Origin of the sequence: Bergeyella anatis (assembly GCF_036016955.1) — a bacterium.
Taxonomy (GTDB): Bacteria; Bacteroidota; Bacteroidia; order Flavobacteriales; family Weeksellaceae; genus JAYWXI01.
Genome location: NZ_JAYWXI010000003.1, coordinates 91,085 through 106,566 on the forward strand (window position 1 = coordinate 91,085; position 15,482 = coordinate 106,566).

The 15,482-nt window shown below is 43.8% G+C and carries 13 protein-coding genes; 4 read left to right on the forward strand and 9 right to left on the reverse strand.

The window, feature by feature from the left end:
* Positions 1-197: 197 nt before the first annotated feature.
* Positions 198-3,761, reverse strand: a complete 3,564-nt coding sequence (locus VQ048_RS03130; protein ID WP_327610228.1) for an FIDD domain-containing protein — start codon at positions 3,759-3,761, stop codon at positions 198-200.
* Between the two features lie 269 nt (positions 3,762-4,030).
* On the opposite strand from VQ048_RS03130, the gene VQ048_RS03135 reads away from it, so the two are divergent.
* Together VQ048_RS03135 and VQ048_RS03140 are read left to right on the forward strand one after the other, a co-directional pair.
* Positions 4,031-5,701 carry an APC family permease gene (locus VQ048_RS03135; protein WP_327610229.1) on the forward strand — a complete coding sequence of 557 codons (1,671 nt, stop codon included), beginning with the start codon at positions 4,031-4,033 and terminating at the stop codon, positions 5,699-5,701.
* A 137-nt stretch (positions 5,702-5,838) separates the two neighbouring features.
* Positions 5,839-5,997, forward strand: a complete 159-nt coding sequence (locus VQ048_RS03140) for an RNA-binding protein (protein WP_327610230.1) — start codon at positions 5,839-5,841, stop codon at positions 5,995-5,997.
* 116 nt (positions 5,998-6,113) lie between these two features.
* Here VQ048_RS03140 and VQ048_RS03145 read toward each other — a convergent pair whose 3' ends face one another.
* From VQ048_RS03145 to era, 4 genes are all read right to left on the reverse strand, one after another.
* Positions 6,114-7,469, reverse strand: coding sequence for an MATE family efflux transporter (locus VQ048_RS03145; RefSeq protein ID WP_327610231.1), 1,356 nt, complete (start codon positions 7,467-7,469; stop codon positions 6,114-6,116).
* A gap of 119 nt (positions 7,470-7,588) precedes the next feature.
* Entirely contained in the window at positions 7,589-8,026 is a 438-nt protein-coding gene (locus VQ048_RS03150; RefSeq protein WP_327610232.1) for a hypothetical protein, read from the reverse strand.
* A gap of 181 nt (positions 8,027-8,207) precedes the next feature.
* Positions 8,208-8,639, reverse strand: a complete 432-nt coding sequence (locus VQ048_RS03155) for a DoxX family protein (protein WP_327610233.1) — start codon at positions 8,637-8,639, stop codon at positions 8,208-8,210.
* Between the two features lie 64 nt (positions 8,640-8,703).
* A complete protein-coding gene (gene era, locus VQ048_RS03160; protein WP_327610234.1) occupies positions 8,704-9,579 on the reverse strand; it encodes a GTPase Era in 876 nt (291 codons plus the stop codon).
* Between the two features lie 243 nt (positions 9,580-9,822).
* Between era and dgt the strand changes: the two genes are divergently transcribed.
* Positions 9,823-11,172 carry a dGTP triphosphohydrolase gene (gene dgt, locus VQ048_RS03165; RefSeq protein ID WP_327610235.1) on the forward strand — a complete coding sequence of 450 codons (1,350 nt, stop codon included), beginning with the start codon at positions 9,823-9,825 and terminating at the stop codon, positions 11,170-11,172.
* Positions 11,173-11,227: 55 nt separating this feature from the next.
* A complete protein-coding gene (locus tag VQ048_RS03170; protein WP_327610236.1) occupies positions 11,228-12,127 on the forward strand; it encodes an SPFH domain-containing protein in 900 nt (299 codons plus the stop codon).
* Between the two features lie 71 nt (positions 12,128-12,198).
* On the opposite strand, the gene VQ048_RS03175 is transcribed toward VQ048_RS03170, so the two are convergent.
* From VQ048_RS03175 to VQ048_RS03190, 4 genes are all read right to left on the reverse strand, one after another.
* The gene (locus tag VQ048_RS03175) at positions 12,199-12,699 is read right to left on the reverse strand and encodes a hypothetical protein (protein WP_327610237.1); all 501 of its coding nucleotides are present in this window, start codon (positions 12,697-12,699) and stop codon (positions 12,199-12,201) included.
* A 136-nt stretch (positions 12,700-12,835) separates the two neighbouring features.
* Positions 12,836-13,936, reverse strand: a complete 1,101-nt coding sequence (locus VQ048_RS03180) for a glycosyltransferase family 4 protein (RefSeq protein WP_327610238.1) — start codon at positions 13,934-13,936, stop codon at positions 12,836-12,838.
* Positions 13,937-13,964: 28 nt separating this feature from the next.
* Positions 13,965-14,630 (reverse strand): glycosyltransferase family 32 protein, encoded by a 666-nt coding sequence (locus VQ048_RS03185; RefSeq protein ID WP_327610239.1) that lies wholly within the window; start codon positions 14,628-14,630, stop codon positions 13,965-13,967.
* 26 nt (positions 14,631-14,656) lie between these two features.
* On the reverse strand, positions 14,657-15,469 hold the full coding sequence (locus VQ048_RS03190) for a 2,3,4,5-tetrahydropyridine-2,6-dicarboxylate N-succinyltransferase (RefSeq protein ID WP_327610240.1): 813 nt from the start codon (positions 15,467-15,469) through the stop codon (positions 14,657-14,659).
* Positions 15,470-15,482: the final 13 nt, after the last annotated feature.

Here is a 15,482-nt window from a genome sequence, read left to right on the forward strand (position 1 = left end):
ATGTTTTTAAGCTTAGGCCGTATGGTGGGCAGGCTTTTTCTGCGAGGAAACAAGGCGGATTTCCGCCTATGGTTCTGCGTTCTAAAACCATCCACAAATAATCAACGAAAATAGAGAAAACTTATTGTCTGTACAAGTTTTTCGGTGATTGTGGATTTGTGGAAAAATATCGGTTTCGTTTTTTCTTTTGGTTTTTCTTAATCTCTATTTTTCAGAAAAATCCACCCTTGTTTTTGTTCGTTTTTCAGGGTTCCGGGGTCATACCATTTTACCACATACCAATATGAAGCGGTGGGCAGAGGTCGACCTTGGATTTTTCCGTTCCATTCCAATCGCTTGGCGGAGGAAGAATCGAAGACAACTCTTCCGAAGCGGTCGAAAATCCAAATTTCCACTTGTTGCATTTTGTCTAAATTTTTGATGCTCCAAAGTTCATTAATGCCGTCGCCGTCAGGCGTGAAGGCATTGGGGATGCGAAGGGTGTAGAGTGAGCTTGGCGCTCCCAAACAATAAGTCCCGTCGGGCAAAACCGAGCGGACACTTACCGTATATTCGTCGGCTGTCGGCTGGAACAAAATATTGGAAGAACCGAAAGGACCTCCGTTGAAGGAATATTCAATGGGGTAATTGCCTTTGGCCAAGACTTCCAATTTATCGTTGTCCTGAAGAAGTTGAAGCACGACCGGTTGGTGTTCATCCGAAATTTCAAAATTATGGGTATAAGAACAGCCCATCGCATTGGTCATTGTTACCGAATAATACCCCGGAGCGTCAAATGTCGCCGTGCGTCCCGTTTGGCCGTTGCTCCATTGGAATGAACGGTTTTCTCCTCCGGCGTCTACGGTTACAATAGCGCCATGACAAATAAAGTAGGTGGTTTTTAAAGTTGAAGAGCGTGAAGGAGAAGTAATGTTAAGGTTAATCTTAGCATAAGAGGGGCAATAGCCCGCGGCTTCCACTTTAACATAAATGACTTCCGTAGCAGAAGTATTGGTGTAATTTTTGGGATTGTCAATCAGATGCGTTCTGGCTATATCACGATAATAGGTGAAAATTGCCGAAGAAGATCGGGTAAATAAAGCTTCTGCCGAGGTCAGATCCACCACCGTGATTCCGTCGAAACGTTCACCTTGCTCATCGCAGCGATTCAAGGGGACTTCATCGGTATCCAATGAAAAAGGTTCTTTGGAGATAAAGGAAACTTCCTGCAAAGCCGAAAGGCATCCCGTTTGATTATCCCGAAGGTAAAAACGAATTTTATAGGGTAAGGTCTCTAAAGAGAAATCGTCTGCCATTGGACTTCCGTCTTCTTTTAAAAAAGCGTATGCCGATGGGCGGTCGGTTACTAAGGCTTTAAAATCGGCAAGGGTGAAGCGTTTTTCTTCGCATACCGGAATGGATGCCACTAATGCCGAAGGTTCAGGGTTAAAGGTTAAACGATAACCGATCCGATCTGGGCATGCGCCATTGTAGCGGATTTCCATATAAGGGGAAAACCCTTGGTTTAGAGCATCGTATGTGGAGGCTTGTTGTTCGGATAACGCCGTTCCGTCGGGAGCAAAATAATGGACGGTGTAGGCTATCGAGGGATCAATCTGATTAAAGAACGAGCGGACGTCCTGAATTAAATTAAACGTTTTGTCTTTGCAAGCGGCCAACTCGGGCACCCTTCCGTTCGGACGAGGTTTGGCAAAAACATGGACTTCAAAAGAAGGAAACGCCTGAGCCACACAACCCGTGGACGGATCCTGCACGCGGATGAACAACCGAGTAGCGCCTACGGGAAAGACCTCTGAAGCCGAAACCGCTCTTGTATTGGATTGAGCATCGGCTTGGGAGCGGTGAAATGAAATTTTCATCCCTCCCGAAGGATTGATTTCGGGGGTTAAAACCGAAAGATCGAATACGGCTTCACTTTCGCATTTTGCGGGAAGTACCGTTGTAGGAGCATGAGCCTCGACCGAGGGCTGAAACCGAAAGTTTAACTTGTAAGAAGGTTGGCAGGAATAGCCCGGAAGAGAAAGTTTTACCCAAACCGAAGGGGAAAGCATGGGATTGACGGTATCGACGACTTCGGAAGCATCTGCTTCTAAGGCTAAGCTTATTTCATACTCCGAAAGTTCGGGGTAAGCGGCTTTGAAATGGTCCACCGTATAGGCTGAAGTGCCTTGGCAAAGCCGTTCGGATTCGTAGACCGTTCCTTCGGGCGGCCAAGCCTGATACCCCACCGTAAAGTGGCGAAGGTTGGAACGGCAGAAAGGAAGTCTACCGGGGTTGGTTTCCACTTGGACTTGAAGGTTTTTTACCTCTCCCGAAGAGAGGGAATAATTGGTATAATCGGAAATGGGCGTTCCATTCTCGAAAAAATTAACGGTATAATCGGTTCCCGAGTGGTAGCCGATGGCCTCCATTAGGTTTAGTGTTTTTTCGCGGGAGGGGTTTTGGTCGCAAAAAGGAAATACGGCTCCGTCAGCAAACGAGAATGCAGGGATAGAGGTTCCTACGGTTACTTCTACCCTCTCTGATTCTTCGTATAAAGAAGGGGTTCCTGTTTTTTCGACCCGAACGAAATACGCCCCCGAATTGTTTGCCAAAAAAGTGCGTCCCGTACCTAAAGGCTCCGAAGAGGCCCCCACACGGAACCATTTATAGGTCAAATCGGGATGGTTTTCAAAATTGTCGACCGAAAGAACGGCCGGATCTTCGCAATTTCCGTATTGAAGATGAACCAGCGGCTGGGCTACTCTTTTGAATTTAACGATGCCTTGCTTGGTGAGACTGCCGTCGGTGTCTTCCGCAAAAGTTATTTTAACCGAAACGGTTTCCTCATTTTCCGAAGGGGAAAAATCATAAAAACGGTTGATTGAATTTTGGGTGGTTCCGTTTCTTTTCCACTCGTAAGATGGGGTTCGGGTAAGTGCCGTAGAGAATTCAAAGGCGCCGTCGATGCCGCTGACCCACTCTCCGTTGTTGTACCTTTCGGAATAGACAATATGACGGGTGCCGTCGTCGTTCTGAAGCCCTAAGATGGCATTATAGTTCTTTGAAGTTTTATTTTCGACCAAGATCAGCACTTTGCCGTTTTCAAAAATCAGCACGTGGCTGTTCATTCTTCCGTTGGGAGTGACTATATTTTGGAACGAAAACATCATCCCCCGCACATTGTTATGCTGGATCGGTTTGTACTTGTATCGGGTAAGTGAGGCTTGGGAATTGATGAGGGTAAAACCTGCAAAAATTTGAGCCAAAGGGATTTTCCGATCTGTGGGTGCCGAGGCATAAACTTCATTGTATTTAGGGGAAGGCAGCTTTTCGACGGTTGGGTTTTGTGCAAAAGTACGGTCGATGAAAAGGTTTCGGTTCGAAAGCGACTCAAGTGTAGTGGACTCTTGGGAAAAAACCACCCGGCCGTTGGAGCCTACTACGGCTTGGGTGTATTCTTTTCCAAAAAAAGTGAAGGTAAACCCCAAATCAATCGGCAGGCTAAATTGACTCTCCGGATTCCCCGTTGAGAAACGGACATTCTGCTCGCCTACCGTCGTTTGAATGACGGATCTGTACGAAGCGGCCGAAACCGAATCTACCGAAGCGGCTCCATTTTGGGCGTAATCGCTTGTCTGAAGGTTCAAATGCTGGCCTGAGAAGTAATAATTTTCATCTTTGACCAAAGCCCCGTCGGTATATTTTATAACTTGGTTGCTTTGGCTTGAAAGCCAATTGAATAATCCCAAAAACAGAAAGCACAGTTTGTTTATTCTCATGTTACAAAGTTGCAAAATCCACGGAAATAATACGCTGAAAATAACTTTTTATTTTAGAATCAGGAAAATTTATGTTTTAAAAGAGTATTTTGAAAATAGCTTAGAGGATAGAAACGTTTAGAGCCTTTCGTCGTATCATAGCATTAGGCCGTGCATTCGTCTAAGTTTCAGAGCCGTAACCTTTCGGTCTTTTATGCCGATTCTTTTTATTGGGGAACTTATTGAGTGGCCAACATTTTTACTTACTTTTGCGGTTTCAAAAATGCGATATGAGTCAACTTTTCAGAAGAAAGTCCCATGACGAAAACGACCAAAGTACCCATTTAAAGAGGGTTCTTGGGGTTTGGGATATTATTTTTTTCGGGCTTGCGGCTATTATTGGAGCGGGAAGTTTCAGTAGTTTGGGGGAAGCCATTTTCAGGGGTGGTCCGGGGGTGCTTTCGCTGTATGTGATTTGCGGTGTAGCTTGTGGATTTACGGCCTTGTCGTATGCCGAGTTTGCCAGCCGTATTCCTAAAGCCGGTAGTGCTTACACGTACGCCTACGCCAGCTTTGGTGAGCTTGTGGCTTGGATTATCGGTTGGGCGCTTATCATGGAATACAGTTTCGGGAATATCTATGTGGCTTTTTCTTGGAGCGATTATTTTACCAGTTTTGTGGAGCGGTTGGGGTTTCATATTCCAGACTACCTTTCGACCAGCTATCCCGAGGCCAAAAAGGCTTTTGAATCCGGTTCGGTGAACAAAGAACTCCTTAATGCTTGGCAAACGGCGCCGTATGTTTTCGGGTGGAAGTTTATTGTGGATGTTCCTGCATTGGTTATTAATGGGATGATTACCTTTTTGGTATATATCGGGGTGCAGGAAAGTAAAAATTTCAACAATGCCCTTGTTATTTTGAAATTGGCGGTGATCTTCATTATTATTGCCGTGGGGGTGGCTTATATCAATACCGATTATTGGACTCCCACCAATGCTCAAGGGGTTAAAAGCATGATGCCGAACGGATTTTCGGGAGTTATGGCGGCGGTTTCGGGGGTATTTTTTGCTTACATTGGGTTTGATGCCCTAAGTGTACTTTCGGAGGAAACCAAAAACCCGCAGAAAAATCTTCCCCGTGGAATGATGGCTTCTTTGGTGTTGAGTACGGTGATTTACATGGCGCTGACTTTGGTTCTTACGGGGATTGTGGATTATCGGAAATTCGACGGTGTAGGCGACCCTTTGGCTTTTATTTTTTCGCCTGAAAATGCCAATCTCCCTTGGATGGAACTTATTGTTTCTATAACGGCAATTATTGCTATTACGACGGTTTTATTGGTGTTTCAGATGGGACAACCTCGAATTTGGTATTCCATGAGTCGGGACGGATTGCTCCCGCGTAAATTTTCCCAAGTTCATCCTAAATACCGTACTCCGGGATTTGCTACGATCATTACGGGCTTGGCTGTGGGGCTTCCCATTTTGTTCACGGATAAATCGTTCATCCTTGATTTTACCAGTATCGGTACCATCTTTGCTTTCGTTCTCGTTAACGGAGGGATTCTTCTGATGCCGCAAAAAGAAAAAATAAAAGGACGGTTTCATTTGCCCTTTATTAATGCGAAGTATTCGTTTCCCGTTCTTTTCTTAGGCGGTGTGGCTGGTTTTTATTATTGGCAGCCCGACTTTTTTCATCATCTTCTGCAGTGGGACGATCCCAATGAAGGCGAATTCCGTTTGTCGGTTTGTCTTTTCCTTTTGATTAACTTGGTGTTGGTGGTTTTGGCTTATGTTAAACGTCTGAATCTTATCCCGCTTTTAGGATTGAGTACTTGCCTTTATCTTTTGACCGGAATGACGCATGACAATTGGTTTTGGTTTGGTTTGTGGTTTGTCATCGGTTTGGGGATTTATTTTCTTTATGGAATTAAACACAGTCATCTGAGACGGACAAAATAAGCCGTAAATGTTTTTAATTCATCCAAAAGGGTTTCACTTCTTCGGGGAAATCCTTTTTGTTTTTTTGGATTAACACCTCTTTTCAGAAAGAGAGGCTTTGAGGAGAAAAATCGGGACGAAAATCTTATTTTTGCACAATGGAAAATTTAGAACAAAACGAAAATCAATCCAAATTGAAGAAATGGTTTAAAAGAGTCGGTTGGGCGGGACTGGCCTTTTTTACGATTAAAGGCTTGGTTTGGTTGGTGATTTTTTATTTCGGAGCCGATGCACTTCAAGGGTGCTTTCAGAAGTGATTTCAGGGTTGTTTGCAAATTGAAGAAAACCCTCATTCCGAGAGGTAAATCGGTCTGAGGGTTTTTAGTAAGCCACTCTCCTTTTGCCGTAAACGAAGGAGAAAAAAGATAGAAGGTTAGTTCGATTTAATACGTTTTCCGGTAAGTTTAAGGAAGCGGATCACCAAAAGAATGGCCGAGACCGTGAGGCCGAGTCCCAGAGCAATCCACATACCGTAGGCCCCCAAACCGGCCGTAACCGTAAGGTAGTATCCTAAAGGAATGGTAATAATCCAATATGCGATGAAGGTAATGTAGGAAGGGATTTTTACGTCCTGAATCCCGCGGAGAGTTCCTAAAGCCGTAACCTGAATTCCATCCGAGAGTTGGAAAAGTGCGGCGATAATTAGGAGTTTTGAGGCTAACTCGATAACGTCGGCATCTTCTTTTTGCGTGAAGAAAGTAGGCAGAATTTCTCTTCCGGCAATAAAAATTATCCCGCAGATAGACATATAAATGAACGTGATCTTGAGGTTATTCAGACCTATGGCGCGCACTTCCGAGAAGTTTCGTTTACCGAACTGGCGGCCCACCATGACCGTGGATGCCACACTGAAGCCAATGCAAAGATTAAAGGTGAACGAAGCCATGCTCAGGGCAATTTGATGCGAAGCGATGTCCCGTGCCGAAACCAGACCGCAAATGAAAGCCGCACCGGCAAAAGCCGTTACTTCAAAAAACATCTGAAAAGCTGTGGGAAGGCCTATTTTCAGCATTTTTACAAACATATTTTTCTTCCAAAGGCGGAGTTTCAGCGAAAAATCCTTGATGTAGCGGGAAGTGGTTTGGTGGCGTCTCATGACGAAATAAAGAAATACGAGCATGAAAAGCCGGGCAATAAGCGTTGCCAGGGCCGCTCCTTTAACTCCCATAGGGCTGATGCCAAATAAGCCCTGAATGAAAACATAGTTTAGTGCAATGTTCAGTACATTGGCAATAACGGTGGCTTTGGTCACCCCGATGGTGAAACCGAGTCCCTCCGAAACCTCACGTAAGGTTTGAAACATCATGAAAGGAAGAATGCTGGCTACCAATACCCAAAGGTAGGCCTTGGTATCGGGAATGATTTCCTTCGGTTGGTTCAGGTGTTCCAACAGTGGAATGGCTCCCAATAGAAGCAGCATTAACAAAACACCAACGACAAGGTTAAGGACAAAACCATGTCTGAAAACATCATTAATGCGGGAATGTTTTTGCCGGGAATGAGCCTGGGAAACCAACGGCGGGATGGCAAAGGAGATACCGATTCCGAAAATAAATACCGAAAAAAACAACGAGTTAGCCAAAGATACAGCAGCTAAGGCATTGGCACCCAAAAGATTACCGACAATAATATTGTCGAATAACTGAACCGAAACCTGTCCCAATTGGGTCAGCATGACGGGGAAAGCGAGTTTAAGACTTTCGCGGGTATAGGTTTTATTGAGAAACATAAGCGTTTTGAAAAAAATCGTGCAAAGGTACGGTATATTTTGGATATTCCTCCTTTTTTGAAAAAGAGCAATTAGGAATAAAGTCGAAAGTTGTGGTTGCAAGCAAAATAAGAGGCCTCTTATTCCGGCAAAGGCTTTTTTACCTTGGCGTTGTATTTCTGTTCGGTTTGTGTTTTAATTTTGTTGATGAAAACGGTATCGGCGGTTAATATTTTACCGGCTCCGACGTGCCGCCCGTAGGTGTAGATCTCTTTTCTCCTTTTGGGAATATTCAGAATGAAAATACGATCCTTTTCGATATGGTTCCAATCTCTTCCCGCTTCGTTTCCGTTTTTATTGCCTTTATAAATAAGCTCGTGCCGTTTAATTTCGGCGATGGAATTGTTTTCAAAAGTAATTAACTCTGTACAAGTGCTTAATTCGCTGTGGGTTTCAAGTTCTAAAAATTTTAGTTTTCCGTCGACAAAATAAGCCGTTTGAGGGCTAAATGCATCGTATTGATCAGTAAATTTTTCGGCTTTGCTTTTCCTGATTTCACTATGGAATTCCTTTCTCATTTTTTCAAACGCGTTATCCTGCCGTTTTTCGCAGAACTGTAGCGATAAAACAAGGCTGGCAACAAGAGTGAAATTTACAATTTTAAAGCCCATTTTTTGGAAGGAATCATTATTGAATCAATCCTATTGGTTTATCCGATGTTTTCTCCGCCAATCATCCGTAGACCTCGTTTTTTATTGGTTACCAGCGGGATGAATACGATTTTTTTCCTATCATGGCATCCACCGAAAATTTCCCCGGACCCAAAGCCCAAAGCATAAGGTACAGTGCCATGTAAAGCAAAGCGACTTCCTTTTCGGCAAAAGGAGCATCGCCGTGAGCGGCAAACGCTGCAACGGCCATGGTGAACATCAGGAAAAAGGAAGCCCATCGCGTAAATAATCCCAACATCAAAAAAACGGAGCAGAAAAATTCTGCAAAAACAGCCAAAATCAGAGAGAAAGAAGCCCCCATGCCTAAAAAATCAAAAAACTGAACGTCTCCGCCGTCCATGAGTTTTTGCAATTTGGGAAGCCCGTGGCTCATCATGGCTAGACCTACGAAGATACGGGTGAGAAGAAGTACGGTATTTCCGATGACCGGATGGGTTTTCGTTGATGTAAAATAATTCATCCGAGTAAGTTTTTCGTAAAATTATTAAAAATCCATTAAAAAAAACTCCCTGAAGGGAGTTTTTTTAGCGGTAGCCGAAGCTTTTTAGATCTCTTTCGTTTTTACGCCAGTCTTTTTTGACTTTGACGAAAAGGTTTAGGTGTATTTTCTTTGCGAAGAATTTTTCCAAATCTTCTCTTGCTTGTGTTCCTACCCTTTTGATGGCTTCGCCTTTATGCCCTATAAGAATCCCTTTTTGGGTTTCTCTTTCTACGTAAATGATGGAGTCGATAAAAATAATCCCTTCTTTTTCCTTGAAAAGTTCGGTAACCACTTCAACGGAGTAAGGAACTTCTTTTTCGTAGTTCAGAAGTATTTTCTCGCGGATGGCTTCATTGACGAAAAAACGTTCGGATTTATCCGTAAACTGGTCTTTGTCGTAATACGGAGGATTCTCGGGCAGAAGCGATTTTAATTTGGGGAGGATTAATTCCGTATTAATGCCATGGAGTGCCGATATGGGAAGGATTTCGGCTTTTGGAATCCGTTGGTGCCACTCTTCGATGACGGTTTCCATATTCTGCTGGTTCGATGCATCGATTTTGTTGATGAGAATCAAAACGGGAACCGGAATTTTGTTTAGTTTCTCGATAAGAAATTCGGAGGGCTCGCTGGTGTCTGTCAAATCCACGATGAGCAGGAATACATCGGCATCCTGTAGGGAGTCTTTCACGAAATCCATCATCTTTTCTTGCAGGCCGTATTTGGGTTCCAAAACGCCAGGGGTGTCAGAGAAGACGATTTGGTGTTCCTCGTCGTTGTATATTCCGAAAATACGGTGTCGGGTGGTTTGTGCTTTTTGGGTTACGATTGCCAGCTTCTCCCCCATCAACCGGTTGAGCAGTGTGGATTTTCCGGCATTGGGCTTACCCACGATATTAACAAATCCTGCTTTGTGCATGCTAATTGTTTTATATAGTTTTATTGTTGTCTTTTCCACAAAGGTAGGAAATAAATTGCACATCATCGTTTGGTAAGTAAAGTAGAGCCCATTGCCCCAAAAAGCAAATTGCCCTTAATTTGTTGCCAAGTAAGCCTTAAAACGTTTTACTTTTGGTTTAATTGGCTTATTTTTGCTCCCTGACGTGGGGAATTCGCTTTTAACGAATCCCGTGGCTTTAGTTTTTTTAATACCGGCTTGTTCATGGATGTCAATCAACTTTATACTAATCAAAGGACGGGCGATCATTCGCCTACCAAAGTGTCTCGTACGGATTTCCAAAGGGATTTCGATCGGATTATTTTTTCTTCGGCGTTTCGGCGTTTACAGAACAAAACTCAGGTTTTTCCCTTGCCCGGGAGCGTGTTCGTGCATAACCGTCTGACGCACTCTTTGGAAGTGTCTTCCGTGGGAAGGAGCTTGGGAAGCTTGGCGGGGGAAATGATTATTCGGCATTACCAATCGCATTTGACGGAAGAATCCAAACAATTTTATCTCCATAACTTGTCCAATGTCATCGCAGCGGCTTGCCTTTGTCATGATGTGGGGAATCCGGCTTTTGGGCATTCGGGGGAAGATGCCATTGCCAGCTATTTTGATAAAAACGAATCCGGATTAAAAGATAAATTTACTCCGAAAGAATGGGCGGATCTTGTAAATTTTGAAGGAAACGCTAATGCCATTCGGGTGCTGACTCATCAGCAGAACGGAAAAGATGAAGGCGGCACGCAACTGACGTATACGACTTTGGCCAGCATTGCGAAATACCCTTGCGAGGCGATTGCGAAGCAGAAAGGCATTATTCACCGCAAAAAATTCGGTTTTTTTCAAAACGAAAAACAGACTTTTACCGCCATAGCTTCCAAACTGAATATGATAAAGGAGCAAGACGAGCCGACGATTTATAAGCGGCATCCTTTTGTTTGGCTTGTGGAAGCGGCGGATGACATTTGCTACAATATTATTGATATGGAAGACGCCCACCGTTTGGGGATTGTTTCCACGGACGACTGTGAAGATCTTTTCATGGCGCTTATTGCGTCCGAAAGTCCCAATACGCAAAGGGTAAAAGACAAGTTGGCGGTTCTTTCCAATCGTAACGAAAGGATTTCTTATTTGAGGGCGAAAGTCATCAATGCCCTAATCAACAAAACATTGGCGATTTACGAAGAAGAGCTTTCCTCCATTATGGAAGGAAGGCAGACGCAGGCGTTGTTGGATCGGTATAAAAAGACCAATGTGGCCTTGCAAAAAATCGTTGATTTTTCGGTAGAAAAAATTTACGCTCATCGTTCGGTGGTCGAAATAGAAAACGCAGGCTATAATGTCATGTACGAATTATTGGATCATTTCATTCCTCCCGTGCTAAAATCAGCTCCCAAATCCTACGAAAAAAAGGCTCTTCAGTTGATGCCGCCCCAATTCCGTTACGATGAGGGGTCCGACTACCAAAAAGTGCTCGGGGTACTGGATTTTGTTTCCGGTATGACGGATAATTTCGCCACCGATCTTTACCGCAAAATCAAAGGAATCGATATCGGGATGACGGTTTGATTTTTTAACATTTTTCCGTATCTTTAGGCAGTTAAATTTTTAAAATAATAGATTTATGGGATTTGTAGGCGTTTTTGCTTTTTTGGCCGTTTTGTTATTGCTGGCCTCTTTTTTTATCGTAAAACAACAAACAGCAGCGATTATCGAGCGGTTTGGTAAGTTTCAATCGGTGCGCCATGCGGGCTTTCATTTGAAAATTCCGGTGATTGATCAGATTGCGAGGCGGATTAACCTGAGAATTCAGCAGTTGGATGTGATTATCGATACGAAAACTTTAGATAATGTTTTTGTGAAGATGAAAGTGTCTGTTCAGTATCAAGTGATTCGGGAGCAGGCGGCGGACGCTTTTTATAAATTGGAATACCCTGAAGGGCAGATTACTTCGTTTGTTTTCGACGTGGTTCGTGCCGAGGTACCTAAGATGCGTTTGGATGATGTTTTCGTTCGTAAAGATGATATTGCCGTGGCGGTGAAAGGCGAATTGCAGGAAGCGATGAACAGCTACGGTTACGATATCATTAAGGCTTTGGTAACCGATATTGATCCTGATGAACAAGTGAAACATGCCATGAACCGGATCAATGCTGCGGAGAGGGAAAAAACCGCTGCGGAGTATGAATCGGAGGCGCAAAGAATCCGTATCGTAGCTGTGGCAAAAGCCGAGGCCGAATCCAAAAAGCTTCAGGGGCAAGGGATTGCCGACCAACGTAGGGAAATCGCGAAAGGCTTGAAAGAGTCCGTGGAGATGTTGAATAACGTGAACATTAATGCCGCCGAGGCTTCGGCTCTTATCGTGGTAACACAACATTACGACACGCTTAATTCGGTAGGATCCAACAGTCGCAGCAACTTGGTTTTGCTTCCCAACTCTCCTACTGCGGCCAGCAATATGCTTAACGACCTTGTGGTGTCCATGGCGGCCACGCAGAAGTTGGAACAAGAAAACGAAAAATAAAACGAACTTTAATTTAATACGTTTAAAATCAATAAACAAGCCGTCTCTTTTTGAGACGGCTTGTTTTGCTATTAGTCTTTTGATCCCAAAGAATCCATCCGATGGGCTTTTCCTCGACTGTTTGGCGTATAGGTTCTGTTGCCGTGGAGAAAAAAGACGTTGTGTTTGGCTTTGGCGATAATTCTAGCTTCTTCTCTTTCGGAAAGGTCCTGCGCCGAATTGGAGGTGCGGTCTTCACAATCCTTGCGGTATTTTTGGATATCCACTGCCCCCATATTGTCCATTAGGGTCATTACGCGGCGGGCTTCTTCCAAATTGTCGGTATAGACCGTTAGGCTGTTATTGTCGATGCCTGCCTGCTGATAAGCGCTCCGCCATTGGGTTTGCCCGAAAAGGTAATCCCAAAAATTTTTAGTTTGTTCGTCTTCTTCCATTTCTTCGGTGCGTTCGCCTTCGATGGAGGTTTTGGATACATGGATGTTTTCGGACGAGATCCCGTTTTTGGTTAAATGTTCGATGAGTTTATCGGTATCGGTATCAACAGAAAATAAAGAAACTACGGTATAAGCCATAATAATAAATTTTAAGGTTAAAAATTGATTTTTCTTCCTTAAAACCATGCAATTAATGGGCTAAATAGGGCTAAAGTGAAGATTTTAAAACATTTCGAGTAAATACCGAAAGTTAAATTTTTAGAGTATAACGCAATCAGGATTCTAAAACCTCTCGGTACACCGCCATTAAATTACGGGCGATAGCTTCGTCGTTAAACTTTTTTACAAAGGCTAATCCCTTTTCCCGACGGCGGATTCTTTCGCTTTCGTTTTCCCAAAGGTACGCGATTTTGGCTCTCAGGTCCTCCACCGAATTAGGATGGACGTAAAGTGCAGCTTCGCCTCCGGCTTCGGGAAGGCAGCTCGTGTTGCTCGTAATTACGGGAGTTCCAGAAAATAATGCTTCAATCACCGGAATACCAAAGCCCTCAAAAATGCTGGGGTACACAAACACGTCGGCTAAGCGGTATAGTCCTGCCAATTCTTCCATGGTGACGCCTTGAAGAAAAAGAACGTCCACGGCGCCTTTCCGAATTTCTTTCTGAACCTTTTCAAAATATTTTTTTTGAGGTTTCCCAACCACTACCAGTGGAATGCCAGTCCCTTTTAGCGATTTGACAATATTAAGCAGGTTTTTTCTCGGTTCGATGGTTCCTACATTTAGAATGAAACGTTTAGGAAGAGGGTATTTTTCTCTAAGTCTGCTTAAAAATTCTTCGTTCAAAACCTCTTTAAAGGCCTGATGGCATCCTTGATACACCACGCGAATTTTGGATTCCGGAATTTGAAGGTAATGCATAATGTCCCGCTTGGTCTGTTCCGAGATGGCAATCACCAAATCGGCTTGCTGTGCCGCATTTCGGAATTTCCAAAAATGAATTTTCCGATCGAACCAACGGTAGTATTGCGGATATCGCATGAAAATCAAATCGTGGATGGTAACGATTTTTTTTATGGAACTACGGGACCAGCGAAGAGGTAGTTCTCCGGAAAGCCCGTGAAAAATAGTTGCTCCTAAATTTTGGGCATCAATGCCCATTTGCCTTTGCCGTGCCAAAAATCCGTTGGATGTTTCTTTAAAATCAACGTTCGGTAGTGCTAAAATAGCTTTTCCACGTTCGGAGGCTTTTTCACTTAAAAGAAGATAAGTGTTCTCGGGATAAAATGAGGCAAGAACCCGCACTAAATCCCGAGAATAGTTTCCTAACCCCGAAGCATTATGAAAGAAACGTTTGGCGTCAAAAGCAATCTTCATTGGCAATTGGATTTGAAGTCGTCGGGGATTAATCCTCTACCGGTTTGATGATGGGCTGAGACAATTGCTTCTTGTTCCAATGCTCTTTTCGATTGGAATAAAGAAAAAATTTGGCCAGTTTGTACTTGTCTTCCACGTGCCCTTCGTATTCCGTTTTCATTTCTCGATAATCTGTGTCGGGATTTTCATTGAGCGCCCAATGAATTCCTTCAGTAAAAGCAGGAGGCCCAGTTGTTTTGTGAACATCGTGAGGAAAACGGTGTTCTTGAATATTCCGGAGGCAAACTTGAAGCGTTTTTTTCAAAAAAGGATGGCCAGCCTCAAAAAACAAAGCCCATTGAACGTAAAAATGATCGTTGTTTTCAATGGAAATAACGGCCTGGTCTTCTGGTTTTAAAAAATCCCTAAAGCGGCTTACCACCTTACAGTCGATATCCAAATAGATTCCCCCTTTTTTATAGAGAATGGCATACCTGAAAAAATCGGCCTTTGCGGCTCCTATGGTAAGGCTTCGGTAAGCCCGTTCGTATTCGGCGGGCATTTCTTCCCTAAAGAATTGAAGGATTTTTTCATCGTCATAAAAATGCCACTGGTAGTCCGGATTTCGGCGGAGCATCCTCTTGATATGCCATCGGGTCAACCAAGGAAGTTCTTTGTTCTTAAACGTTTGGAAAATCTGCTTGGGGATTGCCATAAAACTCTAAAAATTAATACAAAATCTTAAACCGCCACGTTGTTTTCGCGAAGTGCGTCGTTTAGTGAGGTTTTTTTATCGGTGGATTCTTTTCGCTGACCGATGATTAATGCACAAGGCACCTGATATTCTCCCGCTGGAAACCTTTTGGTGTAGCTTCCGGGAATAACCACCGAACGAGCTGGTACGCGTCCTTTAAGTTCTACCGGAGTATCGCCCGTTACATCAATAATTTTGGTGGATGCAGTAAGCACGACATTGGCTCCGAGTACGGCTTCTTTCTCTACATGAACGCCTTCCACCACAATACAACGAGAGCCCACAAATACATCGTCTTCAATAATTACGGGAGCCGCTTGCAATGGTTCCAAAACGCCGCCGATGCCTACGCCTCCACTCAAATGGACATTTTTACCGATTTGAGCACAACTTCCTACCGTTGCCCAAGTATCCACCATGGTTCCCGAATCCACATAGGCCCCGATATTAACGTAAGAAGGCATCATGATAACCCCTGAGGCGACAAAAGCACCTTCTCTGGCAATGGCATGAGGAACCACTCTAACGCCTTTTTCAGCATAGTTTTTCTTCAAAGGAATTTTGTCGTGAAATTCAAAAGGACCTACTTCGATGGTTTCCATTTTTTGAATGGGAAAATACATCACCACGGCCTTTTTTACCCATTCGTTTACCTGCCATCCGTTAGCGGTAGGTTCGGCCACACGAAGCGTTCCTGCGTCCAGCTTAGCGATTACTTCTCTTACGGCTGCTTTATTTTCTTCAAGATTTAAAAGGTCTCTATTATCCCAAATAGCTTCGATCGTCTGTTGCAAACTCATTATGATATTGTTT